Source organism: Sphingobacterium sp. UBA6317 (assembly GCF_002440385.1).
GTDB lineage: Bacteria > Bacteroidota > Bacteroidia > Sphingobacteriales > Sphingobacteriaceae > Sphingobacterium > Sphingobacterium multivorum.
This window is the reverse complement of sequence record NZ_DJTD01000015.1, coordinates 1-25,320: the sequence shown is the minus strand read 5'-3', so window position 1 is coordinate 25,320 and position 25,320 is coordinate 1. Positions and strand designations below refer to the sequence as shown.

Below are 25,320 nucleotides of genomic sequence, written 5' to 3'. Positions count from 1 at the left end.
CACCAAAATTGACGAAGAACCATTTTCCGCCGGAACAGGTGGTCACTTTATTCCGAAATCAGGTGGTCAATATAAGCGAAACCTCCAATCAAATGAAGAAAAAGAGGAAAAGAAAAAACAGAAACTAAATCTTCAATATTATTCTGCAGTTTAAACACTTAAACATCACAAACGACCAAATGGCTCCAATTATTTTAACTGAGCCACTTGGTCTTTTGAAAGTCCAAACTCAATCAGAATAACCATTTTTTTTGCTTGTTGCGGATCTTAGCGCTTAAGGCTAACCACCGCTCTCCCCTGCATTTTCCCGCTGTGTATTCTATCAATATATTCGGGCAGTTCTTCAAGACTTATTTCTTTTATCAAATCATCTAGCTGCTTAGGTTTCCAATCAGTTGCCAAATGCTCCCAAACTGAAAGTCTCTTTTCCAAGGGAATTTCCACACTGTCAATTCCGATTAGCTGAATGCCTTTAAGAATAAATGGAAAAACGGTTGTATTAAGTTCTCCGCCGCCTACCATTCCGCAGGTTGTCACCACTCCTTCATAATGGAGACTTTTGATTAAAGTTGCCAAAACATTTCCTCCCACTGTATCGATAGCCGCCGAAAAATGAGGTTTAAGCAATGCTTTACCGCTTTTATCTTCAAAATCCTGTCTTGAAATAATTTCAGATACTCCCAATGATTTCAAAAAAGGAATCGCTTCTTCTTTTGAGCTGATTGCCGCCACCTGAAATCCTAATTTTGCTAAAATAGCAACTGCCACCGAACCGACTCCTCCGGTAGATCCACTAACTGCAACAGTTCCTTTTTCAGGCGTGATTCCGTTGCGGAGTAATGCCTGAACAGAAAGACCTGCAGTAAAACCAGCAGTACCATAAATCATCGCTTCTTTAGCTGTAAGACCTTCCGGTAGTTTAATAATCCAGCTTTCAGGAACAACAATGTACTGCCCGAACCCTCCGTTGGTATTCATTCCCAGATCAAAACCTGTTACCAACACCTGATCTCCACTTTTCCAGAGTGGTGAAGAGGAGACTTCAACCGTTCCCGCGGCATCAATTCCCGGAGTGTGCGGATAGTTTCTGGTTACCCCTTTATTTCCTTTGGCAGATAATGCATCTTTGTAATTTAGAGAACTATATTCCACTCTTATCAATACCTTCCCATCAGGAATATCCTCAATTTGCTTTTCTACAATTGTTGAGCTGTACGTGCCATCTTCCTGTTCTGCAGTTTCTAACGCCTGATATGTTTTTGCCATAATAATTATTTTGTATAAAGTTAGTAAATAGCAGAAGATTCTTTACCTTGAAACTTCAACTGACGGAAGCGACTGTTTTCACGTAGTAATTCGATATCATAACCGCTTTTTTCATTAAAATAAATTTTAATTTCTGCGTTTACAAGATTTCCCGACATCAGATGCCCCGCAAATTTTCTATCATCCGAAATAAAATGAAAATGAAATGGTGAAAGATCAACGTTACTTAATAATGATGGCGTAAAATAACCCACCATTGTTCCTTTCATATTTTTTGCCTTGTACTGAGGCCTCACTTTCATTAATGTTGCAAGCTCAGTCGTATCTTCCGGAGAAACAGGATCTGCGCCTCCCACAGTGATCTCTGCCCAAGTTCCTTCAATTTTGATCGCATAAGGTAGATTTTGAGTGGATAACATTTCCTGAACTTTATCTTGTAATTCCTCAAAACTTCCTGTAAAAGATAAGGTTTTCACATCAGCTGCATTAAAAAATGTGAGTGAAGTAAATGGAGATTTAAGATTTTCTGCTGCTACTTCCACTTTTCCGGAGGGTGGAATCCTGTAAATAATTCCATCCAGGGCAACAAGTTCTCCGTTGAGATGATTAAATGTTCCCAGCCCGAAATCTCCGTGTGCTTTTAATTCTTTCACCGTATGAGTGCCTTCGTAAATTCCTTTGCGCATTGCATCAATCATAGAATAATGCCAGATTCTATCATCCTTAGATTTTTTCCTGATTTTATCAGGATGCTGTTGCGCATTACCCGAAAAGGAAAAGAACAAAGCCAAAAGAGACAAATTAAAGATTGTTTTTTTCATAATAATTGGGAGTGATGTTATCTAAAAAAATGTTTGATAAAAACCTATTTCTTCTCAAAATAATTATCCTTTCCCTCAATCCAGTCTTTTCTGGCCGGGCTGAAAAAATCGATGTCAATCGTATCGTCCTCCAGCGCTGTAAAACTGTGAGGAACGTTCGGTGGAATGATGATTCCGTCTCCGGCTTTTACGATATATTCTTTGTCCAGAATTTTCACTTTTACACTCCCTTTGGTAATCAGAGAATACTGTTCGTTGGAATGCTGATGGGTCGGAACCACCGCTCCTTTTTTATACGTAAAATATCCGATCGTTCCCTGTTCACCGGAAATCATTCCTCTCGTAAGAAGTTCGTTAACAGGTTTTGTTGGTAATTTTTTTAAGGTAAATGTCTGAACATTTTGTGCAGAAACTGATACTGCAAAAAATAAGCTTAAGTAAAATAATATAGTTTTCATTTTATTGATTTTTAATTAAAATTGTTCTTGCTGAATCTGATGCAATTATCAATCCTCCCGCAAGCATAATAATATCTTTTATGACCAACCTTCCTGCTCCCGACAGATAGGGAAATCCGTGTTCGGAACCTCCCAAATCAGGCACATAGGCTTCAGGAGTAGTAACCAGAAAGGAAAGTGTAACCAGAGACATCCCGAAAGTGAGTAAACCGCCCAGCATACCTATTTTTGGAAACCAGATTCCCAGCAGTGTCAGTAAACCGATGGCAACAATTGCTGTTCCCAATCCGTAAGCAAAAGTGTAAGTTCCGTTTTCAGTATTCCATTTAATATTGTCAGGGACAACTTCACCTTCTTTATTTTTATGTAAATTGTATTCACCTGGATGATTGTAAAGAAAGTTCATCACCGGACTGTTTGCCACAAAAGGAACAATACCGTCAGCTTCGTATTGGAAAGCTTTCAAAGCTCCAATCCAGGCCATTACCACAAAAATCGAGATCCTTAAAAAGTTGATAAAATACTTTTGGCTGTCAGCGATTATTTGAATGATGTTTTTCATTTCATTAATTTTAAATCTTAATTTTAAAGACTTTAAAAGGCTTTTTAAATTGCGTCGCTCCATTGTTAAACCAAGGCATCAGCTGAATCTGAGAATTGGAAATGTATAAATATCCATCGTCAGAAATACTGTAGCTGTCGGGCCAGATCAGCTTTTCATTGTCTTTTACAATCGTCTGCATTTTCAGATCCGGTGTAATTTTTACAATTGAATTTTTCTCTAAATCTCCCAAATACAGGTTTCCTTTTTTATCGAAAATCATCCCGTCTGTGGTGATGAATTTCCCCAAATCTTCTACACTTTTGTTTAAAACAGTTTCATTTGTCTTAAAATCTCTCAACAAATCGGTTTTAATTCTGTACAAACGGTTATCTGTAAGCGGTTTGTAGTATAGATATTGATTATCCGGAGTGAGCGCTATACCGTCAGAATTCACTTTCAGCAAAGAACCGTCACCTTTTTTAAGTTCTGTTCCCAGAGGCGAAAAATGATAGCTCGGGTCAGATTTCACGGATGGAGAATTGGCTAAAACCAATCTTGAGTCTCCTGTATTAATATTCAAAACCACGATTCCGCCTGTATTTGAATTGGTTAAATACGCAAAACCATTTTCATTATCCACGCGGATATCATTGATGTAAACATCTTCGCTTACCACATTTTCAGGAAATCTGTAGATTTTCTCAATTTTATTGTTGGCTAAATTGATTTTTACCACCTTACTACTATGTTGATACACTTTTCCAAGTCCGATTCCGGCAGCATCTACTACCCAAAGAAATCCTTTGTCATCGCTAACCACAGACTGTACAGTTACGAATTTATTTTGTCCGTCTTCGCCTTTTTTGAAACTGTTCCATTCCGCATCAGGATAAGGAACTGGTCTTCCGTCTTTCACCTCAACTACTGAATAGGAATGCGTGTCCAGCCAATAGGGATAATTCACAAAAACCCTGTTATCTTTTGCAACGGCAACACCCGTTAGCTGATACGTGCTGTCTGAAAAAACCTCTTCTAACTGTGCATTTTTTTCTTTTGAAATTTCATTCTCAGATTTTGAATGGCTTCGATTCAGAGATTGGTTGCAAGCTGCCAATGAAACCAATGCCACTGCCGATACTGCTATATTTTTTAAGTACATTTTACTGATTTTGAGGGTTAGATATTATAGCGTAATTACAATTTTACCAACTGTTCTGCCCGTTTCCTGTTCCAAATGCGCTTCTCTCATTTGTTCGAAAGGAAATATTTTTGAAACGTGAGGTTTAACAGCACCACTTTCCAATAAAGAAGCAATCTGTTTCATATCCTCACCGCTGGATTGTACGAGAATAAAATAACCTTTCACACCTTTAGATTCTGCTTTTGAAGTTACTTGCTCGTTCAGACCTGTCGGAATACTGATAATGGAACCGCCTTCTTTTGTTACCTCGAGAGAATGGTCAATATTGTCTCCGCCAATCGTATCCAAAACAAAATCAAAAGTTCTGCCCGCCGATTTCCAGTCGAAACCGTGATAATCAATATGTGAATCTGCGCCTAAACTCAGGACAAAATTCTTATTTTTTGCAGATGAAGTTCCAGTCACTTTCGCTCCCAACTGTTTGGCAATCTGTACCGCGATATGACCAACACCACCTGAAGCGGCGTGAACTAAAACATTTTGACCTTGCTGAATATTTGCATTGTGAACCAAAGCTTGATACGCTGTAAGCGCAACCAAAGTGGAAGCTGCAGCCTCTTCAAAAGAAATATTTTTCGGTTTTAAAGCCAATTGATTGGCTGGAGCCACAACATATTCTGCATATGCTTTTCCGTGTCCAGGAAAGTTGACCATTCCAAAAACCTCATCGCCCACTTTAAAATCTGAACTTTTAGTTTCTTCAACAATTCCGGAAATATCCCATCCCAAAATCAACGGATTTTCTGTTTTAATTCTTCCGTAAACTCCTTTTCCCGCACGGCTTTTTACATCTACCGGATTGATGCTGATCGCTTTGACTTTTACTAATACTTCGCCTTCGCTAATCGTTGGTACTACTAATTCTACATATTCTAAATTTTCTACATTTCCTGCTTCTTTTAATACAATTGCTTTCATAATATTGATATTTTTTTAATGTTATTTATTTGAATTACTTTAATTTAAATCTTGAACTGAATTTAATTTCTTAATGGTTTCGCATTGATTTTCAGCTTATAAATCACCACCGGAAATTTCACTTTACTTTTTCCGTTCTGAAATGCCGCCAAACGGTTCAACTGACCTGTCGGAATCCATAGATATCCGTCGTCATCAATCCATAAAGCATCTGCCCAAAGCAGTCTTTTATCTTTAATGACCAGGCTTTCTTTTCCGTTCGGTGATATTTTTATGATTTCACTTTTATTGACATCACTTACGTAGATATTTCCTTTCGCATCGATAGCTGTTCCTCCTGTGGATGGAGTTTTATAGAATAATTTTACTTTGGATGCCAAATCTTTTTCGGAGAGATTTTCATCATTCAGATATTGAGTTTCCACTCTCCAAAGAGGTCCGCTTGCAGGTTGAAAATACAGCCATTTTCCATCGGGAGAAATTTCCAGTTGGTCTGCGTGGATTCTCACATCATTTCCTTTTTCATCTTTCATAATTTTTCCTTCTGCTTTTATCGGTAAACTATCGGTAGTTGAAGGTTGATTTTCCAAAACTCTTCTGCCTTTTCCTGTTGTTTTATCCAAAATAATTAAAGCCGGTTCGCCCGCATCTGTTAGATAAATCGTATTTCCCGAAATTCTTAAATCATCAATAAAAGTCGAAGGTTTTGCAATTCCGGAAAGCGGAATAATCTGCTGAACTGTATTGGTTTTAGTATTGATAGAAACCAGTTTCAAGGCGTTTCCCGATAATGGATCTTGCCCCATTGAAGGCGTTCCTGTGTCCACTATCCAGAGCAAACCATCCGATCCTACCCTCAGGGAATTGGTTCTTACGAACTTCTCATTTGCGTCTGAACCTAATTTCCAATTGTTCCACTCCTCATTTGGGTACGGGTTGATTTTTCCATTTTTAAGAATCTCTCCGATCCTCATTCCTTCATCACCTTCAATTCTTGGGAAATTAACAAATATTCTCCCATCCGAACTTGTTGTAACCCCGTTCCAAACAGTATGGGAAATAGCTACTTTCTGAAGTTGTGATTTAGCAGAGATTGCAAGGGTTAAAAATAAACTCAGTATAATTGCTTTCTTTTTCATATTGCCTATCATTGTCTCTTATTGATTTTGATAAGACAAAGTTAGCTCGGCAGCTGCTGGGGAAATAGCTCATTTATCCGAAAGAATAGTACAGAAATACAAAAAATAGTTTTTGTGTTCTACTTCATTAAAATAAATCAAAAAAGAAACCTGGAGATCAATTACAACATCTTTCGAGTAATGATGTCAAAGCTCTTCTGCTAATTATCATTTTGGATTTGCTTTTCGCTTAGCTTAAATGGCAGTTAGGATGTATTTGTGACCTCGGTGGGTTATACAATAGAGTCAGTATTGATTTGATTAAACATCCGCTTTTTATTTAAAGCTTATGAGCTCTTGATATTGTAATAATTCCAAATGCGATAACAGACCAGGCAAGCATCTGAATGATGGCAACTGTCCAACCACCAATACTCCAGCTCAACAGTCCGAAATACGTTCCTATTCCTGCACCGATGAAGTAGGTAGTCATATAGATTGTATTGAGACGACTATGCGATTCCTCGTCCAAAGCATATATTCTAGTGAAATTTGTGATCTGTGTTGCCTGGACACCAATATCTAAGAAGAAAACGGAAAACAGTAAAACCCATATGGAAAATGGAAATAATAATAGAGCCAATAGACTTAAAAATATCAGTCCGACAGTAAAATAAAGATTATTAAATACATTTCCCTTATCTGCCCTCTTGCCAAAATAGGGTGCGACAAGTGCACCTCCTATTGCTATTAGGCCGAACATACCAATCGTTGACACTGAGTAATTAAATGGTTCCCCACTAAGATGAAAGGTTAATGTCGTCCAGAATGAACAAAATATACCAAAAGTAAAAGCACCAAGTAAGGCGGCCTGTCTCAAAGTTCTAAATTTTTTAATCAGCTTTAGTGTTGATGACAATAAATTAAGATAATTACCTTTAAATTTGGGAGGAATTTCAGGCAGGAACTTAAACATTAGATACAAGCTGATAACGATCAATCCGGCTGAAAACAAAAACACACTTTGCCAGCCATAAAGATCTGCCAGCCATCCTGCAATAACGCGGGAACTTAAGATACCGCAAAGAATGCCACTAAAGACAATGCCGACATTTTTACCGCGCTGTTCCTTATTGAGCGCCGCAGCCATCGGCAGGATGATCTGTGCTGGAGTTGAAAGGACACCCGTCAGGAAGCACAAAATCAATAACGTAGGAAGACTTGTAGTAAAAGATATGGCTACGAGTACTGCTGCTAGCAATAAAGAAAGAAATAAAATCAGACGTTTGCGATTGACTTTATCCCCCAAAGGCAGCAGGAAAAACATCCCTAATCCGTAACCGACCTGAGCTAATACCGATATTTTTCCAACAGCATTTTCATGACTGTTCAACGAATGAGATATCTCATTCAGAAGAGGCTGACTGTAATAAACGTTAGCTACAATGGCGCCAGCCGAGAATGCCATTACAGGAATTGTAAATTTATTTTTAGACATTGTAAAGTAATATCATGCAAACTTATGATTGATAAAAAATAAAATATTGTACATTACGACATTAAATTTGTACAAATCATCACAATGAAACTTATTCAGTTTGATCCGCTTTTCATCAGACATTTTAAAACCCGGGAGTGGCCTTTTCCGCTGCATAGCCATAATCATTATGAATTGATGCTCATCAGCGAGGGATCCGGTATCCATATTTTGAATGGGAAAAGAAACAATTTCAAAAAAAATACAATCTTCTTTCTTGCCCCGGAGGATGTTCATGATTTCGAAATTATTGAAGAGATACAATTCAGCGTTCTTAAATTTCTGCCGGCCGTCCTGAAAAATGGGACCAATGTCAGTATGACCGACTATTGGGATAACCTATTGATATTTTTTGCGATGGAATGGAATTATTCAAACAAAGCATCAGAGGATTTGCTGCTTTACAACACTCTAAGAAATATTATCGACATAATGGTTATGGAATGGAAAAATTACAGCGAGAAAATTACAGAGGTCCATACCCATCTGCTTCGAAGCTTACTTCTAATAATGGATCAGCATTTAAAAATAAGTACTGATATAGTAGCAGATACTTCAGCTATATCCAAGATAGAACGCATCCAAAATTACATTCATCAATATATCCATGAGCCTGATAAGTTACTGATTAAAACGATTGCTGTACATTTTAGTTTATCAGATTCTGGATTAAGGCAATTTTTTAAAAATAAGATGGAGATGCCCATCAATCAATACATCAGTGAACTAAAAATCAAAATGATCAAAAGTAGAATTGCACACAGTGACTTGACGCTTTCTCAGGTAGCACTGGAATTTGGTTTTGCTGACGCAAGCCATTTCAATAAGTTTTTCTTTAGATTTGAAAATCAAAATCCTTCGAAATACAGGTTATCACTAAAAAACAAAAATAATGCACACCTTTAAAATGTGTGCATTTGTAAATTAGCATTAAGATTAATTCAGCTGTGATTTCCTGAATTCCAAAGGTCTCAAACCCGTCTGTTTCTTAAATAATTTTGTAAAATAAGAAGCATTCTCGAATCCTAAGTGATAGGCTATTTCCGCAACTCCTTTCTCTCCCAATCTCAACAGATTTTTAGCCTCTGAAATCAGAAATATATGGATAAGTTCCAATGCAGTTTTCCCTGTTTCCTGTTTCAGTACGTCACTCAGATAACGTGGCGAAATAAACAGCAGGTCGGCAATATAGGTAACGCTTGGCAAGCCGTTTTTTTCCAGACCACCTTCATCAATGTATTTTTTGAGGATCTCATTGAATTTAGATGCTGTTTTACCATTAACCTGCTCTCTGTCTATGAACTGTCTTTTATAAAAACGCTGAGCATACTTAAGTATCGAAGAAATATGACTCAATATAATCTCGCGGCTGTATTCATCGGGATTATTAAAATATTCTCCCTGAATTTTTGAGTGAAGTTCTAAAATAATCTGCTCTTCTTTTGGAGAAAGTTGCAGAGCCTCGGTTACATCATAATCAAAGAAGCCATAACTGTTAATACTTTTAAAGAGCTCGTGACCGTTGAGATAATCTTCGTGAATCATAAGCATATAGCCTTTTTCTTCAAACTCAAGGTCTTTCATTTCGATGATTTGCCTTGGTTTTGCAAAGAAAAGACAGCCGTTATCGTGGTCATACTGGGTACGCCCATACATAAACATTCCTGAATTTATTTTTTTAAATGCAATGATATAACAGTCCGTTGTGAACTCCCTGTTTCCCAGCGGACAGGCTGCCTGACAGCCGATCATACTGAACAGCGGATGTTCCGGGGCATCCCAGCCATTTCCCGTGTGCAGTTCTGTGAGGGTTTTATAATGTTTCATTATAATTTATTTTAATCGAATGTACGACAATCATTTCATTCTGAAAGATTGTCTGATTTTATGTTAAGAATAAATTGATGTATCCTGCTGTAAGCTGCGGATATTGATGTTGGGGAGCATGTCCCGCATCATTCAAAATAATATGCTGCATTGTAGGTGCATTTTTCAATAGCGGAAACCAGTTCTCGGTCGCAAAACTGATGTCGTGGTCGCCGGAAATAACCAGAACCGGAGATTTAAGAGTTTTGTAAGCTGCTCTGAAGTTCGGTTTATCTGCTTTCATTGTTCCTGAACCCGCAATATATCTCTGGAAAACCTCCATTGTAGAAGGAATCAATGATCGCTCCAATCTCTGCCCGATTCTGTCGTGAGATTCTTGGGCTGCATGTCTGCTTTTTTCGGAATCCGGCTCAAAAAACAGATAATATTCATCTTCCAGATCGTTAATCGGTTTTAAGGCGTGGTCAAAAAATACCTGTTCTATCGGGATTGCATTTTCTCCCGGAGGATTGGTTCCGATTAAAACGGTCTTTAATACTCTTTCCTTATTCTGAAAAGTAGCAGCCTGCGCCACCAATCCGCCGTAAGACCAACCCAAGACATTAAACTTATCGATTCCCAAATGGTCTGCCAAAGCCGGAACAGTACCTGCTACTTCTAAAACATCCAAAGGCAACTCTCCTTCTGAGCTTCCGATTCCCGGATAATCAAAAAGAATGACGGTATTTTTTTCTGCCAAAGAATCTAAAAACAATGGGTCCCAAGTGTCCATAATCCCTCTGAATCTGTTCACAAAGAACAAGGGAGCACCGGTTCCGAATTGTCTGTAAGCAATTTTATTGTTGTTGATTTCTGCGAATTTTGTTTCTGCATTTAAGGCTGTTGTTTTCATAAGTATTAAGATTTTGCATGATATGTATTAATTCAAACTTGGAAATATTTGGTTGGAAATAATTTACCAAAACAGTGGAACATTAGCACAAAAAAAACGATGTTATTATTCCACTGATTTGAAATTTTTATTAATGACCGTGAGCCTCGATACTCACCTCTTTCCATTCTTGAATATCATTTAATCTCTTCGTGTAAACTTCATTCACAACTTGATAAGCAATTTTACCAAACAATAATCTTTGTGGAGGACTTTGATTGTCGATAAGATTCAAAACTGGCTCCACAGTAGCTTCCGGTTTTCCCCAGGTATCAGGATTATCACCGCTTTCTGCAAACGCCGCACGCACCGGATTATAATCTGCAATATCCGAAGAAGTCTGAACAGCAGAAGCTCCAGCCCAGTCCGTTGCGAATCCATTGGGTTCAATTAAAGTTGTTTTGATTCCCAAATGTGCTGTTTCTGAACCGATCGTTTCAATTAAACCTTCCACTGCAAATTTTGAAGCGTTGTACAATCCTAAAAGCGGTAACGTTGTTAATCCCAAAAAGCTAGAAATCTGAATTATATGTCCGATTTTTTGCTCTCTCATCACTGGTAAAACAGCCTGCGCCACCCAAAGCGAGCCGAAAAAGTTGGTCTCCATCTGTTCTCTTGCCTGTTGCTCTGTTGTTTCCTCTGTTGTTCCGAAAAGTCCAAAACCTGCATTATTAATTAAAACATCAATTCTTCCAAAGTGTTTTCGTACTTTCTCTGTCACTTCAAAAACTTCTGTACGGTTGTTAACATCCAGTTTCAAAGGAAGAATGCTGTCACCGTACTTATCTTTCAAATCCTGCAACGCAGAAACGTTTCTTGCTGTTGCCGCTACTTTATCTCCTCTTTTAAGTAAGGCTTCAGCCCATAATTTTCCAAATCCTTTGGAAGCTCCTGTTATAAAAACTATTTTGCTCATTGTTATTTTTCTTTTTTGTTTTCTCAAAATTATCCTGTTCTGTAGACGTAAAATGGCGCATTTCAGCTGAAGTATAGCACATAATTACGGTATACCTTTAGCTGCCTAATTCGTCCTACTTATTTTTAATAATTGTAAATGTGGTGGATTTTTTTTTAAAAAAGAGCTCCTTCCATTTCTAAAAGAAGCTCTTACCAACACTTCAATTAAAACACTTATTATAAACTTTTTGCTACCGGAAAATCAATCGGGATTTGGGTGTTTGCAAAAACATAATTAGTAAAGCTTCTAATGGCGACCAAGGCTGTAAGTTCTACGAGCGCCTTCTCATCCAAACCAGCTCCATAAAAGTTTTCCAGTGCTGCATATCCGGCATTGCCTTTATTTTTTGCGATCGACTGGGCAAGTTTTATAATGGCATCCAATTTAACATCCTCAACACTTCCCTTTCTGATTGCTAAAGTGTCCTCCTCACTAAAACCATTTAATTTAGCCAGCATGGTATGTGCAGCAAGACAATAATCACAATCATTTACCTGGGACACCACCAGATTGATCGCTTCTCTTTCTTTTGCGGTGTAAGAAGAATGATGCGCCAAGGTTGCTTCTGTTTCCAGCATCGCTTTTAAAGCTGATGAAGAATAACCGATAGTAGCATAAAGGTTCGGGATCTTGCCCATTTTTTTCTCTACCGATGTTAAAATGACCTGAGCTTCTTCGCTCAATTGTTCTTTGTTTGGAACTGTAATAGTTTTCATATTCTTATTATTTATTATTGTTTACTTGAATCTTCCCATTGTTTGCTGGAAGCACTTATTTATTATCTCATTTTTGATATAACAAAGTTACCGCTGATAATGCCCGTGTAAGTAACCCGTTTGAGCTGAAGTATAGCACAGATTTACGAAAGATGAGACAATCGTAGCAATGCATGCGTAATTTTCGTAAAATCTGAAAATTTCCGACCCTGTATTCTTAGAATTTTGTGGTCAGAATTTAAAATAATTCAAAATGAAAAAGACAGTTATGTTCACAAGGCATCCTTTGGCTTGGGCAAAGCGACTGCAAAATTATTTAATGCAAAAACAGACGAATCTTCAAGGGAGTTTCGCCTGTCCAAATAGAAGTCTGTGCCATTTTATATAGTTCATTTCAGCATTTTTACTGCTCAGTCCTTGTTAAAACGGATCTCTTGAAAATAAAAATCCCAAGAAAAGTCAAAACCACGATCAGTAGATTAACCATTGCAATGCTCTGAACACTTTTTATCTCAAATAAATTGATCAGTCCATAACCGGCAATGGAACTAATGACGTAAATACCGCCGCCGGTCAGCCCGCTTGCCACTCCTGCATTTTTGCTAAAACGCTGTAAACAGTATGCATAGACATTATTGAAAATGAAACCGGAGAGGAAATGGATAAGCAGCGTAAAAATAAGCAGTAGATAAAATCCATTCGCCCAAAATGATATAATGGTCATCAGGCCTGCGAAAATCAATTGTAGGATCACGGCTGTATTGATTTTTAAGAAGAGATTTTTGTTTATCAACGCCTTTGAGGTGATTCCGCCCAGCATCAGCGCAATTCCTGAACCCAGCGAACTGTAGCCTGTCACAACAGGTGAATAACCATACACTTTTTCAATAATAAACGGACTGCTGATACCGTAAATAACGAGTAGTGAATAGCTCAGTCCGATAATAAGCAGCCCTACACTAAAATCCGCTGTTTTAAGCATACCTGAATAGACATTTAGGATCTGCTTCCGGTTAAAGGACTGGAATTTCTGGAGCGATTCACCGGTATATCTCCACTCGAAAAACAGAACAGCTGCTGTCAAAAAGCCCAATAGATAAAAGTTCGACTGCCAGCCAAATGTTACTTGTAGATATCCGCCAATAAATGGTGCGACAATAGGAGCCGTTGCCCATACAATCGAAAACAAGCTCGTGTAGTGCTTCAGCTTTTCACCACTGTACATATCCACAAAGAATGCCCTCTTTCCAACAATGATCAGCGATACTGTTATTCCCTGTGTTATCCGCATTCCATAGATCACACCGATATGGGGAACCAGTGCGATAATAAAACTGGCGATTGAAAATACAATAAGGGCAAACAGGTTGATCCTGTATCTCCCAAAGCTATCCAGGATACTACCGATAAAAAGTTGGCTGAGTCCGGAGCTTATCATGAAAAGCAATAAAGAAAGCTGTATCTGCTGCATTGAAACGCCCAGATCACCTGCCATCGCCGGCAGCGAGGGAATATAAATATCGGTGGTAAGTCCTCCAAGCGGAATGAGGATAAAGGCGAGCAGGGTGCTGATGTGTAAATATTCTATTTTTTGGGCTTTCATAACGATGTTTAACTATGTGTAAAAAAGCACGGGATTATCCGTGCGCTGCTTCTGAAACATCTTTCCATTCCTTCCACTGTTGAAGTTTTTCACCATACACCCTTTCTGTTTTGACATAACCCAATTTACCGAGGAATAATCTTAACGGTGGATTTTCACTGTCAATCAGTTTTAAGATTGCAGGAACAGTAGCTTCCGGAGTACCGTAATCATCAGGGCCAAGTCCTTCAATTTTAGTTAGGCTTTCTTTCAGCGGATTATACACATCCAACTGATCGCCAAATACTGCTGAGCTTCCTCCAAATTCTGTTTTATAGCCATTTGGTTCGATCAGCGTTACATGGATGCCAAAATCTTTTACCTCGCTGGCCAGCGCCTCACTGAGGCCTTCCACCGCAAATTTTGTGGCGTTGTAAATGCCTAAAGTCGGAAGGCTCCATACGCCCAGTACACTTGAAAGCTGGATGATATGCCCATGTCCCTGTGCTCTGAGGATTGGCAGTGCCGCCTGTGTCACCCATAGCGTTCCGAACAGATTTGCATCAAAAACATCCCGGGCTACTTTTTCACCGATTTCTTCCACTGCACCAAAAACGCCATACCCAGCATTGTTGATCACTACATCAAGCTGACCGAAATGTTCCTTGGCTTTGTTTACGGTAGCAAATACAGCTTCTCTATCGGTAATATCCAGCTGTAACGGTAAAAATTGATCACCATACTTTTCTGATAATGCTGTAAAAGCATTCGCTTTTCTGGAAGTTGCCACCACGTTGTCCCCACGTTGCAACAGTGCTTCTGTCCAAAGTTTTCCAAATCCTGAAGTTGCTCCTGTTATAAAAATTGTCTTTGCCATGTTGTTATTGTTTAAATTATTATTTGTTATTTTGATAAGACAAAGTTATATCTAGAACCGGCCTCTGCTCTACTCCATATCAGCGGAAGAATAGCACAGATTTACGAAAATGTAATTTTGAAACATTTCAACAAGCAAATTCCTAAAAATAGAGACATTGGAAAAGATCAATCATTATAAAAGCATAACCGAACTTCATGAAAAAAGTGGCTTTGAAACTCCAAGGCATCCACTATTGAGCCTGATGACCTGTAAAGAACTTATGACCTATTCGGTCGGAGAAGACAGGTTCACCGGAGACTTTTATATGGTTGCTCTGAAAAAGATCAAATCGGGCTATGTGTTATATGGCAAAACGAAATATGACCACAGTAATGGATCTACCGTTTTTATGAAGCCAAGGCAGATTATTGAGGTCAGTAATGTACAGTTTGCAGAAAAGGGTTTTGTTATATTTTTTCATGAGGATTATCTGGCCGGCCATATTCTGCATGACCAGATCAAAAACTATGGCTATTTTGAGTATGAAATAAATGAAGCCCTCCACCTATCTCCTGCTGAGGAGGTTATCATGTGGGAACTCTATGAAAAAATACGCAACGAATATGACGAAAATTCAGATGAATTCAGCCGCGAAATTATACTGTCACATATTGATTCCATCCTAAAATATTCCGACCGCTTTTATAAAAGACAGTTTGTGAATCGAAGTAATAACGTTTCGGGAACCACGCTAAAAAGGTTTCAGACAGTGTTACAGAACTATTTTGATAAGAAGCTACACCTTAAAGGAGGCTTGCCCACCGTAAATTACCCTGCGGGAGAACTTTTTTTATCAAGCAGGTATCTGAGCGACCTTCTTAAACAGGAAACCGGAAAAACCGCTCTCGAACATGTCCATATTTACCTAATCAAAGAGGCGAAAAATCTATTGCTAGGATCGGACAGCAACATTTCTGGCATTGCCTATGATCTGGGATTTGAAAGCCCTTCATATTTTACCCGTTTGTTTAAAAAATTGGTAGGTGTTACACCTGCCCAATTTAAGGAAACCAAGAACTGATTTCATAATTATGGGTGCTGATGTTGATTCGTTTTTCCATGTCTTTTATTTTTAATTTGATACTACAAATTTGGATAATGGAGAACCGGAAAAACCTAAACGGGTTTAAGAAAAATTCTTTTTGCGGATTTCGCTGAGATACTCGGGTGTAAAGCCTAGGTAGGAAGCCACGAGATATTGAGATACGCGCTGCAGAAATGCAGGCTGTTTTTTGAGGAATTGACGGTATAGCTCCTCCCTGGAGTGCTCGTAAAGCAGCTTGACACGCATCTGTGCTGCGGCATACGCTTTCTGGTACACCATGCGAAAATACTTCTCCATGACCGAGTGTTTTTCCAGTAGATCATCGAAGGCATGCTGGCGAATGACCAGTACTTCCGTAGGCTGTACAGCCTGGATGTAAAATTCTGTGCCAGTCTGATTGATATAAGAGAAGGTCTCTGTCATCCACCAATTTTCAATCGCGAATTCAGTCGTCTGCTGCACACCCTTTTCATTGATAAAAAATTTTCGTAGAATTCCTTCCAGTACAAAATAACCTGCTTTGCAGATCTGCCCTTCGGTCAGTACGTTTTCTTTCTTCTTAAGTCTCTGCCGCTCAAAATATCCGGTTATATCAACAAATTCATCATCGGAAATTTTTATAAATTTATCCAGGTGTTTTTTGAACTGTTCAAGCATTATTTTACGTCTGTTTCATTATCTTTAGTTCCATTAAGATAATAAAAAATAAGATAACCTCCGCATCTCGGTTGGCCAATAAAGGATTTAACACGTGTAAATCAAGAAAACATGTTTACAATAGAACAAATAAAAGCTGCTCATAGCAACGTAAAATCAGGCGCGGACTTTCCTGCCTATATCCAGGACATCAAAAAATTAGGTGTTGCCGCTTACGATGTTTTTGTTGCGGATGGCCATAGCGATTATTATGGGCCTAATGACTACAAAGCCAGCTCTCCACCTAGTCATGATCCCTTGACCATTGGTGAACCTGTTGATGCAGAACAGTTTAAAAAAGGTTTAAAAGAGCATCAACAGGGCAAAACAGACTACCCCACTTTTATGGCGATGTGTGCAACATGTGGTATCGAAAAATGGACTGTTGACTTAGACAAGATGAGCTGTATATATTACGATAAGGCTGGAAACGAAATTCTGGCAGAACAAATACCGCAGTAACACAATCCGCAATTGCGAAAATACACATCGAAGTTAAATTAAATACAGGAAAGAAAATGAGCCAATACTTTTGGATTGCTATACCAGCGGAGCTATTTTTTCAGTATAGCGAGGAAACGATGGAAAAACATCACGCGCAAGCCTATGTTGAGACCATAAACCGCCATTCGGGAAAACGCAATCTTATAAAATATAACAAGGAAAATCAGTCGGCTTTTTTGAAAAGCTTTTCATCAGCGGATTATCATGGTTTTTACCTGTCCACCTATCCTTTTTCAGATCAGGAAACCAGCGTAGATTCCGGTGTCTTCTATGATTCGCCTGTAGCTGAATATACCATTGCAGGAAGCGGTGGCTATGAAACGGAGCGGACGAGAGAAATCATCCACTTGCGTCAGATCATGAAGCAAGCAGACAAATCCGCAAAAGCATTTTTTACGGCCTTGCAGCGCAGCCTCAAAAAGATCCCCGACCTACGCGATACCCTGAGGTGTGGTAACAAAAACCATTATTACCTGCCGACATCAAAAAGTATTATTCCCCAAAACACGCACAGCCGCCTTATAACAATTCCCTGGGAAGACCATTGTCTGAGCAAAGCCCTCGTCTACCAACAGGAATGATTCACATTTATAACATAAACAAATGGCAAAATCTATTTTAACAATAACCCTAAACCCATCCGTAGACAAGAGTACCAGTGTAAAACATATCGTTCCTGAAAAGAAATTACGTTGTGAAGCACCTGTATATGAGCCTGGTGGCGGAGGAATTAACGTATCTCGGGCCTTGAAAAGACTTGGTTTAGCTTCGACTGCTTTGTTTACATCCGGGGGAAAGACAGGCAGTCTGCTCGAAAACTTATTGAAGCTGGAAGATATTGCAATCGATCCTATACGGGTGAATGGCGAGACCCGCGAAAACTTTATCGTGGTTGACAGCACAACGAATCAGCAATATCGATTTGGGTTTCCAGGCGAACAAGTTGAATCCAACGAGCTGGAGGAAATTAGGACTTCGATTGATGAACTCACGGATATCCCGGATTTTGTCGTTATCAGCGGTAGTATGCCGGCTGGTGTACCGCCCGAATTTATACAGTCACTTATTAACACGTACAAAACGAAGGGCAGTAAAATACTAATTGATACCTCTGGCGATGCACTTCGCCTTGCCTTGGAAGAAGGTGTCTTTTTAATCAAACCGAATGCCGGCGAGCTCGCGGCTCTTGTGGGAAAAGAGGAATTAGGGCATTCCGATCTGGATATAGCCGCCCAGCAGCTAATTTCGGAGGGGAAAGCAACGCTAATCGTGGTCTCGCTAGGTGCACAGGGCGCTATTTTGTATTCAAAAACAGAAAAAATCCAGCTACCTTCGCCAGTGGTAAAGGTACGCAGTACTGTCGGAGCAGGTGACAGTATGGTCGCCGGCATGGTTTCTGTCTTAGCCCAACAAGGCGATCTGGAGCATGTCCTTCAAATGGGAATCGCATGTGGTTCGGCGACCACAATGGCGCAGGGAACTGGCCTGTTCGCTAAGAAAGATGTCGATAGGCTCTTTTCGGAAATAAAAAAAAGGTAAAAATTGAGGATTTTGCCTTACAAATGAAGATGTTTCCTTACAAAAAGGCGCACGATGCAGTGCGCCTTTTTGTTCAACTCATTTTTTGCGTTTAGCCAATTTGGCTAGCAGTCTACTCGTTGCGAAACTGACCAAGGTACCTAGTGCAGCTGTCAAGGCAGTTTGCAGTACATCGCCCAGCGAGATGCTGGCCCAGATGGAGCAGATGGTACCACCGATGGCCGAGACGCGCATATCATTCAGTTTCATCCATCGCGCTCCTTTCTACGGTATCTTCGGTTTCATTTTTAGTGAACCTATTCTCCTGGCCGCCCGCCGAAGCATCTTTATCGGTAGGCGATACAGCTGCCGACATCGTATCATCCAGTGCCGACTGATTCCTTTCGCCATCGTCCAGATTGTCTTTCCCTTCCTGCGGCGCCTTAACATTGTCTACCCCCGGCTGTGACTTAGCCTCGTCCAATACCGTTTCCACGATGCCTAGCCCCAGAGCCAGGTATTTTAATACATTCCCTACCTTACCCGGTAGCTTAACAGGAGCCGCCAACAGCAACTGCAGCACCTGTCCTACTTTATTGAAGATCTTTTTCATGTTTACTTTTTTAAGGATGATCAATTATTTAGCAGGAACCTCTGCTCACTCGACTTGCACTTCGACCAGTCCCTGCAGCATTAGTTCGACCACTAGCGGATAGAACTTTTTGTAGGCGACGCCCGAGGCCAGCAGGCGATAATCACCATCTTCCAGCACATATTGCGCGCCTACCAGAATGCAGCCGGCGGTCTCTTTGTAGCTGTTTCCTTTGTGGAAGTAGACATAGCTAAAATTGGGTATAGCACCTATCTCTAGCATACCGCGGTGCATTTTCGGGTAAGCGTCGTAGTAACGGCCATTCATTGCCCCGTCGCGGTTAAAACCCAGCGGATAATGCCCGACAGGTATGGCGGTTTCGCCCCTTATTTTCACGGGACGCGGAATATTCTCCAGACCGTAGCAGACCAATTGATTGTTCACGTAGATTTCGGACAGTGTGCTATGCTTGCCCTGTTTTGTTCGAAGTACTTTTATCGTTGATTTCATACGCAAGATTTAAATTAGAAAAGACCGAGGTATTGACTTCTGGAGTACAGGTTTTCGTCACGATCATGTAGGAACAGGTACAGGTGCACCGGCCTATCATGCAAGATGGATGGAAGCTCGATCGTCATCTGGACATCCCTCCGTAGCACCTGTTGTTCATTGATCGCGGCCTGCTCGCCAATAATATCATAAGCACAGAGTATGACCTGGTCATCCCATTGGTTATAATCTTTGATGTTGGATTCGGTTACATCCCAGCTCAGCTGAATCGTATTGGACGTACGTACACAGGTATTCACCGCGAGCGGAGACAGCATGCCATTGCTGATTTTTGCTAGGGCGGGCACCACCTCAAAATCCGGATATTCGCCCTGTATCACATTCGTAAGCGTATGCGACATGGCGCGGCCAAAAGCCGCCTGCACCGTGCACTTGCTGTGGGCAAAACCTTTCCGGATGAGCGGGTACAGCGGATTTAAAAACCGGCGTGCCAGCCGAAAGCGTTCCTGCGCAGCCTCCCTACGTGTCGGATCTTTATCCTGCTTTTTTTAACTCAGAAATCACCAGCATGTCTTTTCGTTTTGTGTTCAAAAATCAGGAGGAGCCACATGCTCCTCCCGTTTAATTACTCCATCAGCGGCTAAGCCAGGTCAAATTCGCCCAAATAGGTACTTTTGGATACCTTTTCGGCCTTGCGGTCGGTAAAGAAGATCCAGACATGCCCCTTGCCACCGAGCAGGTGGGCCGGGATCTGGATGTCTATCGTACCGGCAGCACGGGTCGGCGGTGTAGGTGCTGTCATAAATTCATCCTTTTCAGGTGAATAGACCAAGATAATGACCTGATCATCGGCCTTGGTCTTGTACAGGCTGTTGAGGATGGTATCCCAGTAGATAGAAAGAATTCCATTATCCACAGCAGCCTCCATGCCGCCGCCGTTGAGGTAAGAGCCCGTACTGATTTCGATCTTGCTATAATCCAAGCTAAAGTTTGGATAAGTACCGCTTACCGCCTGTGCGATATTGAGCTGCAGCGCCACGTTTGTGGGCGTCATCTTATCGGTTTTGGACAGCCCAAACCCCACCTGCAGGATCGGCGTGATCGGCATCAGAAATTTGGAGATTTTCAGAAAACGGTCCTGTTGGATCAGCTGTTCTTCGGACATCCCTTTCGTCCGCTTTTTGGGTAAACCTTTGAGGTAGTTGATAGATTTCCAGGACGAAGCTATCACTGCGCCCACTTTACCACTTGCTCTTCCGATTACACCATTGTTGATTGTTGCCATGTTGTTCTTTATTTAAAAGTTAAAATCCATAAAGCTTTCATTTATACCGGTATGTAGCGCTTTACTTCGACAAACATACCACATCACACAGCCCCTTGTCAATAGCGTAAAACAGGTTGGCGGAGACTCGTCGGCGGCAGCCCGGCTTTTGTCGGCGGGCTGTCGGAGACCGGACAAAAGCAGACACAAAATCAGTAGTGCAGTCCGGCATATTCCAGGTAAGCACTCGTCTTATACTTCAAAAACTACGCACTCGAGCAGCAGTCTCAGGCCTTTGCTTCGGACCAGCTCCGTACCAGCTTCGGATCAGCAATAGATCTTGTACAGATGCCGAACAGACCTTCACCAGTCTCCAAACAGGGAATTACTGTTCAGCAGTGGTTCAACAGCGGCTGCTTTTTGATTCATCTCCGAAGGCAATACGAAGCAGGTACGAACAGTGTAGGGATTTAAGGCATTTGCCGCGGCCATTTTTTATATTCGGTCACATACAGCTGCACCACATCTTTTTTGAGGAAGAGATCCGCATTGCCCTCTTTATAGGTGGCCTTGAGTAGGCCTTTGGCAATACGACGCTCGATGGTGCGCACACTTTTGCTCAAAAAATAAGCGACTTCGTGGATGGTCATCGTGCCTGTCAGCTTGTGGAGCTCCGTATACTGCTGTTCCTGCAGCAGTTCAAGGATACGGTCCAGCTTAGCTTCTAACGTTGTATTTTCGATGCTTGGTTTTAGTTGAAAAGAATAGTGGATTTTTAGGTGAATATTTGTCGCATTGGACACAAAACGAGGCGTGATCTCCTGCTGCTCAGGAGATCCTTTAACAAAAAACATAAACGGGTAAGGTTAGCTCGACTAACCGCCGAAATCCAGCTCAGCAGCAGACCTGTTGTCTACTGCGCTCGGTCTATCTCAGTTTATAATTGGGATGATTCAATTGAGCCGAATAAGGTTATCCCATCCCTCATGCTCCAGGTTATTGACGTTATCCAAAAATTTTGTAAGCCTTTTACTCTTTCGTATCCATTGCGATACAGCCAAGAGATTTTGAATCTCCAGTTCGGTCATTTTATCACGCAGGTTAGCAAATACTTCCTTACGGAATTCGAGCTGCGTTGCGTTTGGAAGTACCGGATAACGAATGAGCATCATATTGACGCGGCAGGTGCTGCTGATGCGGAAATACCATTTATCCAATCCAATTACTTCCAGTTCCTGCATAAAGCGCTCCGCTCTACGTCTCGTACCGTCCATCAAAATAACTTCTTTCTCACCTTTCGTCGAAAAGTAAAACGGTACATCAAACATGCGAATGGACGTCTTTTTTGTAAAGTCATGTTCAAATTTGGCGTGGTTATAAAGGATGTCATACAGCGACCCCACAGGGATCTTTTCATCTAATACACTGAGGTTCACTATAGGAATTTCTTTTTCTACGACCTTTTCCAAGGTGATTATTTTTTCGGGCAGCTGCCGCCTGAACACAACAATCGCATTTTGAGGCGTAAACCACCAAAGCTCGCCCTGTTTAAAAACATAAGCGATATAACACATGCAGCATATCGCGATAAAGGGCATATAATGCTTAAGATAGCTCTTAAATAAAACATCCGGATCATAATCGCGGCGCACATAAGCAATGCAATAGACAATACAGAGATAGGCAAGCTGCAGTACGACTGCCGTCAACAGGATAGCCAATACTTTCTCCCAATTGGGTAGCTCCCTGATGTGCACACGTCCCTCCTTGAACAATTCCAATTCAGGATATTTTTTTTGCCATTTTATCCAGGATATTTTTAAGGAGAAGCGGGCCAATATCGTGGCAATAATAATTGCCACAGCAAAAGGTACTGTAAATACCCAGTATGTACCGGTTCCAAAACGTTCGAATTTAATTCCGTTATTACTGATCAAATTAAATAGCATGGAAAAGCATACGCTGCCCAAGCATAGCTTCAAGAATTTCTTTCTCATGTTCCGTCAAGCGTAAATATTTAAGTTTAATGTCTGAACATCCAAAATACTAAAAATTTAAAGTTTTAAGAAATATTGAAAGTACTCAACGAAGATTAACCTACTAAATGTGGTAGGTTATTTCTAAATACTGGCTTTAATAACCTGTAAAGTAAATATTTGCTAAAATTTCAATTGTATGAAAGAAAATTTAGACAATGCAGGTGTGGCACGTAAAGTAGCCACACTTCTCGCTCTGCCCGTAGCTGAGCGCACCATTGAGCTGCAGCTTATGGCAGTGAATTTTGCCGGTTGGATGGAGCAAAATTTTAATTTACTGGAGCATCAATCGCAACAGCTCGATCGTATGCCGATTGATGTTCGGGAACAGCTCGGCAAGTCCATTTCCAATTACCTGATGCGCGGATTTGCCGTACAGTTTCAGAAGGACGAAAAGGAAAAAGAAGATCCGGATTACAAAGAACTGTCGACCCTAGGGCTTGAGCTATGGGAGGAGCCAGAGCCCGAACAAGCCTGGAGTCCGCTCTTCTTTCGGATACACTATCGGTATCCAAAGCAGTAATCCAACCCCACGTTATCCAAAAACCATTTCCCCCGATCATACCGAAATCCTGACCGGGGGGATTTTATTGACCTATACACCATTATGAAAACAGCACTACAGATCGATATCGCACAGGTATTTGGCGAGCCGCTCAGTCCAAGAACTGATTCGCTCAAGCTGCGAATAAGCATGTCCAATGCGGACTATGAACATTACGAAAACCAACATGGGCAGGCCTGCCTGCAGCAGTTTGATGGTATGCTCGGCTACATCAATATATTAGATCTGCACCTGCCTGCCGATATTGTCATTCCTGTACAAGTGACGCGTTCGGATATCCATATCTTTTATCTCTTCACAGAAGATCGTGCTATTCAGATAAGGGATGTCCAGAAGCGGATCAGTTACAGCATCTCTTGCAGTCGCGGCCGTTACTTCTACTTAACCATAGGCGATTATGAAATCCATGTTCCTGCCGGAAGGTATACCCTCGTTAACTTTTATTTCCGCGGCAGCATTTTTCGCGATGGTAACGAGCGTCCCTTCCAATTTCTTCATTCCTTGATCCATGCCTATAGACAACAAGATCCCCATGTATGGTGCAGCATCGATTTCCGTGCCGGCCACAGGACTATTTCATTGATGAAAGCTATAGCGTCAAACATCAAGAAAGGCGACCTCGACAGTGAGGTCAATATCCTCTGGGGTATCAAGAAATTGATCCAGCTATCCAAGGAAAAGATCTTTGAAGAATATGACAAGATTTCGGAATCCCAAATCAAATCCAAAGAAGCCCATGCAGCCATTAAGCAGGCTGCAGCCGAGCATGGTCAGGATTTTAAACTGGACGACATTGCCTGGCAGCTCGGGATCAGTATGGACTATCTGCATCAGCTTATCCAACTTTATTATGGACAGAGTCCCCAAGAGCTGAAAATAGAATTCATGCTAGATCTCGCCAAGAAATATATTGTAGACGGTATGCATACCGATGCGATCGCCTATGAACTGGGCTATGCCTCACCGAGCAGTTTTGCACGCTTTTTTAAAAAGAAGACGGGCATGACCGCTACGGAATTTTTTAAACGGTATACCCAAGACTATTTATAAAATTTATTGTTAAATTAACCTAGTGACCTAAAAACATGAAAGAAATCATTCAAAAAAGCGTAAAATTTTTCAGCGCGATAGGACAATTTTTTGTAGCTGAGCCAGCTGACAAAAGCACGCTTATTGCGAAAAAAGTCTGTGGAAAATATAGGGCCTGGAAATATGGCCCGCTACGTATTTGTATCGAGATGGCCGCCTCCTATTTCCCTGAAAATTATCAGCTTGATGAAGCGGTACTCAAGGCAGCAAATGCTGATGGCAACATTTATTCTACTAAAGGTATGCTTTATTATCTCTTGTCCAATGCGAGAAAGGTAGAGGCACCACGGCAGCCATTACCCATTAAAAAGAGCTATAGCTATGTGGCATGGCAGATGATCAATCTATCAAAAGTGAATATTGTGACAACCCTCACTAAGCACCCACGTTTAATAGAAATCCGTGAGGAAACGCTGGAACTGTCTGCTGCGAAAGCCGAGATACTGATCTTAAGTAGCGGTGGTGATTATCTTGAAGTAAATCATCTTCTTTCGAAGATTGACCTGACACATAAATATGTAATTATCTGTTCGGTTTTTGAAGAAGCTTTTATACACGATCATATTCTTTATCGATTAGATCGGAAAATTTCGCCAAATTTTAAAAGCGAAAACGAATATCTGGCATTCATTGACGAGATTATCCAAGAAGCCACCACAATACCTTTGAAAATTTAACCGTAGCGAGGCTGTCTCAAAAAGGCAG

29 protein-coding genes and 1 pseudogene are annotated in these 25,320 nt (G+C 40.7%); 8 read left to right on the top strand and 22 right to left on the bottom strand.

Annotated features, from left to right (window positions below; translation table 11 throughout):
• Nucleotides 1-267: 267 nt before the first annotated feature.
• From B3E92_RS04215 to B3E92_RS04180, 8 genes are all read right to left on the bottom strand, one after another.
• Nucleotides 268-1,266, bottom strand: a complete 999-nt coding sequence (locus tag B3E92_RS04215; protein ID WP_286895524.1) for a YhdH/YhfP family quinone oxidoreductase — start codon at nucleotides 1,264-1,266, stop codon at nucleotides 268-270.
• Between the two features lie 20 nt (nucleotides 1,267-1,286).
• Entirely contained in the window at nucleotides 1,287-2,087 is an 801-nt protein-coding gene (locus B3E92_RS04210) for an acetolactate decarboxylase (protein ID WP_286895523.1), read from the bottom strand.
• 44 nt (nucleotides 2,088-2,131) lie between these two features.
• A complete protein-coding gene (locus tag B3E92_RS04205; RefSeq protein WP_286895522.1) occupies nucleotides 2,132-2,545 on the bottom strand; it encodes a cupin domain-containing protein in 414 nt (137 codons plus the stop codon).
• A gap of 1 nt (nucleotide 2,546) precedes the next feature.
• Complete coding sequence (gene rclC, locus B3E92_RS04200) at nucleotides 2,547-3,107, bottom strand: reactive chlorine resistance membrane protein RclC (RefSeq protein ID WP_286895521.1); 561 nt, start codon at nucleotides 3,105-3,107, stop codon at nucleotides 2,547-2,549.
• Between the two features lie 10 nt (nucleotides 3,108-3,117).
• Nucleotides 3,118-4,248, bottom strand: coding sequence for an L-dopachrome tautomerase-related protein (locus tag B3E92_RS04195; RefSeq protein WP_286895520.1), 1,131 nt, complete (start codon nucleotides 4,246-4,248; stop codon nucleotides 3,118-3,120).
• Between the two features lie 24 nt (nucleotides 4,249-4,272).
• Nucleotides 4,273-5,208, bottom strand: a complete 936-nt coding sequence (locus B3E92_RS04190) for an NADP-dependent oxidoreductase (RefSeq protein WP_286895518.1) — start codon at nucleotides 5,206-5,208, stop codon at nucleotides 4,273-4,275.
• 62 nt (nucleotides 5,209-5,270) lie between these two features.
• Complete coding sequence (locus tag B3E92_RS04185) at nucleotides 5,271-6,347, bottom strand: L-dopachrome tautomerase-related protein (RefSeq protein ID WP_286895517.1); 1,077 nt, start codon at nucleotides 6,345-6,347, stop codon at nucleotides 5,271-5,273.
• Between the two features lie 319 nt (nucleotides 6,348-6,666).
• Complete coding sequence (locus tag B3E92_RS04180; RefSeq protein WP_286895515.1) at nucleotides 6,667-7,824, bottom strand: MFS transporter; 1,158 nt, start codon at nucleotides 7,822-7,824, stop codon at nucleotides 6,667-6,669.
• Between the two features lie 84 nt (nucleotides 7,825-7,908).
• Between B3E92_RS04180 and B3E92_RS04175 the strand changes: the two genes are divergently transcribed.
• Entirely contained in the window at nucleotides 7,909-8,769 is an 861-nt protein-coding gene (locus B3E92_RS04175; RefSeq protein ID WP_286895514.1) for a helix-turn-helix domain-containing protein, read from the top strand.
• Between the two features lie 30 nt (nucleotides 8,770-8,799).
• Here B3E92_RS04175 and B3E92_RS04170 read toward each other — a convergent pair whose 3' ends face one another.
• From B3E92_RS04170 to B3E92_RS04145, 6 genes are all read right to left on the bottom strand, one after another.
• Entirely contained in the window at nucleotides 8,800-9,690 is an 891-nt protein-coding gene (locus B3E92_RS04170; RefSeq protein WP_286895512.1) for a helix-turn-helix domain-containing protein, read from the bottom strand.
• A 58-nt stretch (nucleotides 9,691-9,748) separates the two neighbouring features.
• Nucleotides 9,749-10,582, bottom strand: a complete 834-nt coding sequence (locus tag B3E92_RS04165; RefSeq protein ID WP_286895510.1) for an alpha/beta fold hydrolase — start codon at nucleotides 10,580-10,582, stop codon at nucleotides 9,749-9,751.
• Nucleotides 10,583-10,712: 130 nt separating this feature from the next.
• Complete coding sequence (locus B3E92_RS04160; RefSeq protein WP_286895508.1) at nucleotides 10,713-11,564, bottom strand: SDR family NAD(P)-dependent oxidoreductase; 852 nt, start codon at nucleotides 11,562-11,564, stop codon at nucleotides 10,713-10,715.
• Between the two features lie 191 nt (nucleotides 11,565-11,755).
• Entirely contained in the window at nucleotides 11,756-12,295 is a 540-nt protein-coding gene (locus B3E92_RS04155) for a carboxymuconolactone decarboxylase family protein (RefSeq protein WP_286895506.1), read from the bottom strand.
• A 403-nt stretch (nucleotides 12,296-12,698) separates the two neighbouring features.
• Nucleotides 12,699-13,898 (bottom strand): MFS transporter, encoded by a 1,200-nt coding sequence (locus tag B3E92_RS04150; protein WP_286895505.1) that lies wholly within the window; start codon nucleotides 13,896-13,898, stop codon nucleotides 12,699-12,701.
• A gap of 34 nt (nucleotides 13,899-13,932) precedes the next feature.
• A complete protein-coding gene (locus tag B3E92_RS04145) occupies nucleotides 13,933-14,754 on the bottom strand; it encodes an SDR family NAD(P)-dependent oxidoreductase (RefSeq protein WP_286770323.1) in 822 nt (273 codons plus the stop codon).
• A gap of 157 nt (nucleotides 14,755-14,911) precedes the next feature.
• Here B3E92_RS04145 and B3E92_RS04140 point away from each other — a divergent pair, with 157 nt between their 5' ends.
• Nucleotides 14,912-15,817 carry a helix-turn-helix domain-containing protein gene (locus B3E92_RS04140; protein ID WP_286895503.1) on the top strand — a complete coding sequence of 302 codons (906 nt, stop codon included), beginning with the start codon at nucleotides 14,912-14,914 and terminating at the stop codon, nucleotides 15,815-15,817.
• A gap of 105 nt (nucleotides 15,818-15,922) precedes the next feature.
• On the opposite strand, the gene B3E92_RS04135 is transcribed toward B3E92_RS04140, so the two are convergent.
• Nucleotides 15,923-16,498, bottom strand: a complete 576-nt coding sequence (locus tag B3E92_RS04135; protein WP_286895501.1) for a Crp/Fnr family transcriptional regulator — start codon at nucleotides 16,496-16,498, stop codon at nucleotides 15,923-15,925.
• A gap of 111 nt (nucleotides 16,499-16,609) precedes the next feature.
• Here B3E92_RS04135 and B3E92_RS04130 point away from each other — a divergent pair, with 111 nt between their 5' ends.
• Genes B3E92_RS04130 through B3E92_RS04120 form a run of 3 tightly spaced genes read left to right on the top strand, consistent with a single transcriptional unit; the run spans nucleotide 16,610 to nucleotide 18,580 of the window.
• Nucleotides 16,610-16,999 (top strand): DUF1398 domain-containing protein, encoded by a 390-nt coding sequence (locus B3E92_RS04130; RefSeq protein WP_286895500.1) that lies wholly within the window; start codon nucleotides 16,610-16,612, stop codon nucleotides 16,997-16,999.
• 56 nt (nucleotides 17,000-17,055) lie between these two features.
• Nucleotides 17,056-17,622 (top strand): hypothetical protein, encoded by a 567-nt coding sequence (locus B3E92_RS04125; RefSeq protein ID WP_286895498.1) that lies wholly within the window; start codon nucleotides 17,056-17,058, stop codon nucleotides 17,620-17,622.
• Nucleotides 17,623-17,644: 22 nt separating this feature from the next.
• Nucleotides 17,645-18,580, top strand: coding sequence for a 1-phosphofructokinase family hexose kinase (locus B3E92_RS04120; RefSeq protein WP_286895496.1), 936 nt, complete (start codon nucleotides 17,645-17,647; stop codon nucleotides 18,578-18,580).
• Between the two features lie 78 nt (nucleotides 18,581-18,658).
• Here B3E92_RS04120 and B3E92_RS04115 read toward each other — a convergent pair whose 3' ends face one another.
• The 7 genes and pseudogenes from B3E92_RS04115 to B3E92_RS04085 all read right to left on the bottom strand — a co-directional run bounded on the left by B3E92_RS04115 (nucleotide 18,659) and on the right by B3E92_RS04085 (nucleotide 22,922).
• Entirely contained in the window at nucleotides 18,659-18,829 is a 171-nt protein-coding gene (locus B3E92_RS04115; protein WP_286895494.1) for a hypothetical protein, read from the bottom strand.
• A complete protein-coding gene (locus B3E92_RS04110) occupies nucleotides 18,816-19,172 on the bottom strand; it encodes a hypothetical protein (protein WP_286895493.1) in 357 nt (118 codons plus the stop codon). Before B3E92_RS04110 ends, B3E92_RS04115 begins: the two co-directional genes overlap by 14 nt.
• A 45-nt stretch (nucleotides 19,173-19,217) precedes the next feature.
• Nucleotides 19,218-19,661 carry a DUF5675 family protein gene (locus B3E92_RS04105; RefSeq protein ID WP_286895492.1) on the bottom strand — a complete coding sequence of 148 codons (444 nt, stop codon included), beginning with the start codon at nucleotides 19,659-19,661 and terminating at the stop codon, nucleotides 19,218-19,220.
• A 14-nt stretch (nucleotides 19,662-19,675) separates the two neighbouring features.
• Nucleotides 19,676-20,158: pseudogene (locus B3E92_RS04100) on the bottom strand (DUF6266 family protein); the annotation flags it as partial.
• Between the two features lie 143 nt (nucleotides 20,159-20,301).
• Nucleotides 20,302-20,946, bottom strand: a complete 645-nt coding sequence (locus tag B3E92_RS04095; protein WP_286895490.1) for a DUF6266 family protein — start codon at nucleotides 20,944-20,946, stop codon at nucleotides 20,302-20,304.
• A 449-nt stretch (nucleotides 20,947-21,395) separates the two neighbouring features.
• Nucleotides 21,396-21,779, bottom strand: a complete 384-nt coding sequence (locus B3E92_RS04090; RefSeq protein WP_286895488.1) for a hypothetical protein — start codon at nucleotides 21,777-21,779, stop codon at nucleotides 21,396-21,398.
• Nucleotides 21,780-21,878: 99 nt separating this feature from the next.
• Nucleotides 21,879-22,922, bottom strand: coding sequence for a hypothetical protein (locus B3E92_RS04085; protein WP_286895487.1), 1,044 nt, complete (start codon nucleotides 22,920-22,922; stop codon nucleotides 21,879-21,881).
• Between the two features lie 178 nt (nucleotides 22,923-23,100).
• On the opposite strand from B3E92_RS04085, the gene B3E92_RS04080 reads away from it, so the two are divergent.
• From B3E92_RS04080 to B3E92_RS04070, 3 genes are all read left to right on the top strand, one after another.
• The gene (locus tag B3E92_RS04080) at nucleotides 23,101-23,484 is read left to right on the top strand and encodes a hypothetical protein (RefSeq protein WP_286895485.1); all 384 of its coding nucleotides are present in this window, start codon (nucleotides 23,101-23,103) and stop codon (nucleotides 23,482-23,484) included.
• A gap of 84 nt (nucleotides 23,485-23,568) precedes the next feature.
• Complete coding sequence (locus B3E92_RS04075) at nucleotides 23,569-24,576, top strand: helix-turn-helix domain-containing protein (RefSeq protein WP_286895484.1); 1,008 nt, start codon at nucleotides 23,569-23,571, stop codon at nucleotides 24,574-24,576.
• Between the two features lie 35 nt (nucleotides 24,577-24,611).
• Nucleotides 24,612-25,292, top strand: coding sequence for a hypothetical protein (locus B3E92_RS04070; protein ID WP_286895483.1), 681 nt, complete (start codon nucleotides 24,612-24,614; stop codon nucleotides 25,290-25,292).
• Nucleotides 25,293-25,320: the final 28 nt, after the last annotated feature.

Coding starts and splice junctions, on each gene's coding strand:
- B3E92_RS04215 (WP_286895524.1), bottom strand. CDS start 1,266: ATGGCAAAAACATATCAGGCGTTAGAAACTGCAGAACAGGAAGATGGC.
- B3E92_RS04210 (WP_286895523.1), bottom strand. CDS start 2,087: ATGAAAAAAACAATCTTTAATTTGTCTCTTTTGGCTTTGTTCTTTTCC.
- B3E92_RS04205 (WP_286895522.1), bottom strand. CDS start 2,545: ATGAAAACTATATTATTTTACTTAAGCTTATTTTTTGCAGTATCAGTT.
- rclC (WP_286895521.1), bottom strand. CDS start 3,107: ATGAAAAACATCATTCAAATAATCGCTGACAGCCAAAAGTATTTTATC.
- B3E92_RS04195 (WP_286895520.1), bottom strand. CDS start 4,248: ATGTACTTAAAAAATATAGCAGTATCGGCAGTGGCATTGGTTTCATTG.
- B3E92_RS04190 (WP_286895518.1), bottom strand. CDS start 5,208: ATGAAAGCAATTGTATTAAAAGAAGCAGGAAATGTAGAAAATTTAGAA.
- B3E92_RS04185 (WP_286895517.1), bottom strand. CDS start 6,347: ATGAAAAAGAAAGCAATTATACTGAGTTTATTTTTAACCCTTGCAATC.
- B3E92_RS04180 (WP_286895515.1), bottom strand. CDS start 7,824: ATGTCTAAAAATAAATTTACAATTCCTGTAATGGCATTCTCGGCTGGC.
- B3E92_RS04175 (WP_286895514.1), top strand. CDS start 7,909: ATGAAACTTATTCAGTTTGATCCGCTTTTCATCAGACATTTTAAAACC.
- B3E92_RS04170 (WP_286895512.1), bottom strand. CDS start 9,690: ATGAAACATTATAAAACCCTCACAGAACTGCACACGGGAAATGGCTGG.
- B3E92_RS04165 (WP_286895510.1), bottom strand. CDS start 10,582: ATGAAAACAACAGCCTTAAATGCAGAAACAAAATTCGCAGAAATCAAC.
- B3E92_RS04155 (WP_286895506.1), bottom strand. CDS start 12,295: ATGAAAACTATTACAGTTCCAAACAAAGAACAATTGAGCGAAGAAGCT.
- B3E92_RS04150 (WP_286895505.1), bottom strand. CDS start 13,898: ATGAAAGCCCAAAAAATAGAATATTTACACATCAGCACCCTGCTCGCC.
- B3E92_RS04145 (WP_286770323.1), bottom strand. CDS start 14,754: ATGGCAAAGACAATTTTTATAACAGGAGCAACTTCAGGATTTGGAAAA.
- B3E92_RS04135 (WP_286895501.1), bottom strand. CDS start 16,498: ATGCTTGAACAGTTCAAAAAACACCTGGATAAATTTATAAAAATTTCC.
- B3E92_RS04130 (WP_286895500.1), top strand. CDS start 16,610: ATGTTTACAATAGAACAAATAAAAGCTGCTCATAGCAACGTAAAATCA.
- B3E92_RS04125 (WP_286895498.1), top strand. CDS start 17,056: ATGAGCCAATACTTTTGGATTGCTATACCAGCGGAGCTATTTTTTCAG.
- B3E92_RS04120 (WP_286895496.1), top strand. CDS start 17,645: ATGGCAAAATCTATTTTAACAATAACCCTAAACCCATCCGTAGACAAG.
- B3E92_RS04115 (WP_286895494.1), bottom strand. CDS start 18,829: ATGAAACTGAATGATATGCGCGTCTCGGCCATCGGTGGTACCATCTGC.
- B3E92_RS04110 (WP_286895493.1), bottom strand. CDS start 19,172: ATGAAAAAGATCTTCAATAAAGTAGGACAGGTGCTGCAGTTGCTGTTG.
- B3E92_RS04105 (WP_286895492.1), bottom strand. CDS start 19,661: ATGAAATCAACGATAAAAGTACTTCGAACAAAACAGGGCAAGCATAGC.
- B3E92_RS04095 (WP_286895490.1), bottom strand. CDS start 20,946: ATGGCAACAATCAACAATGGTGTAATCGGAAGAGCAAGTGGTAAAGTG.
- B3E92_RS04090 (WP_286895488.1), bottom strand. CDS start 21,779: ATGTTTTTTGTTAAAGGATCTCCTGAGCAGCAGGAGATCACGCCTCGT.
- B3E92_RS04085 (WP_286895487.1), bottom strand. CDS start 22,922: ATGAGAAAGAAATTCTTGAAGCTATGCTTGGGCAGCGTATGCTTTTCC.
- B3E92_RS04080 (WP_286895485.1), top strand. CDS start 23,101: ATGAAAGAAAATTTAGACAATGCAGGTGTGGCACGTAAAGTAGCCACA.
- B3E92_RS04075 (WP_286895484.1), top strand. CDS start 23,569: ATGAAAACAGCACTACAGATCGATATCGCACAGGTATTTGGCGAGCCG.
- B3E92_RS04070 (WP_286895483.1), top strand. CDS start 24,612: ATGAAAGAAATCATTCAAAAAAGCGTAAAATTTTTCAGCGCGATAGGA.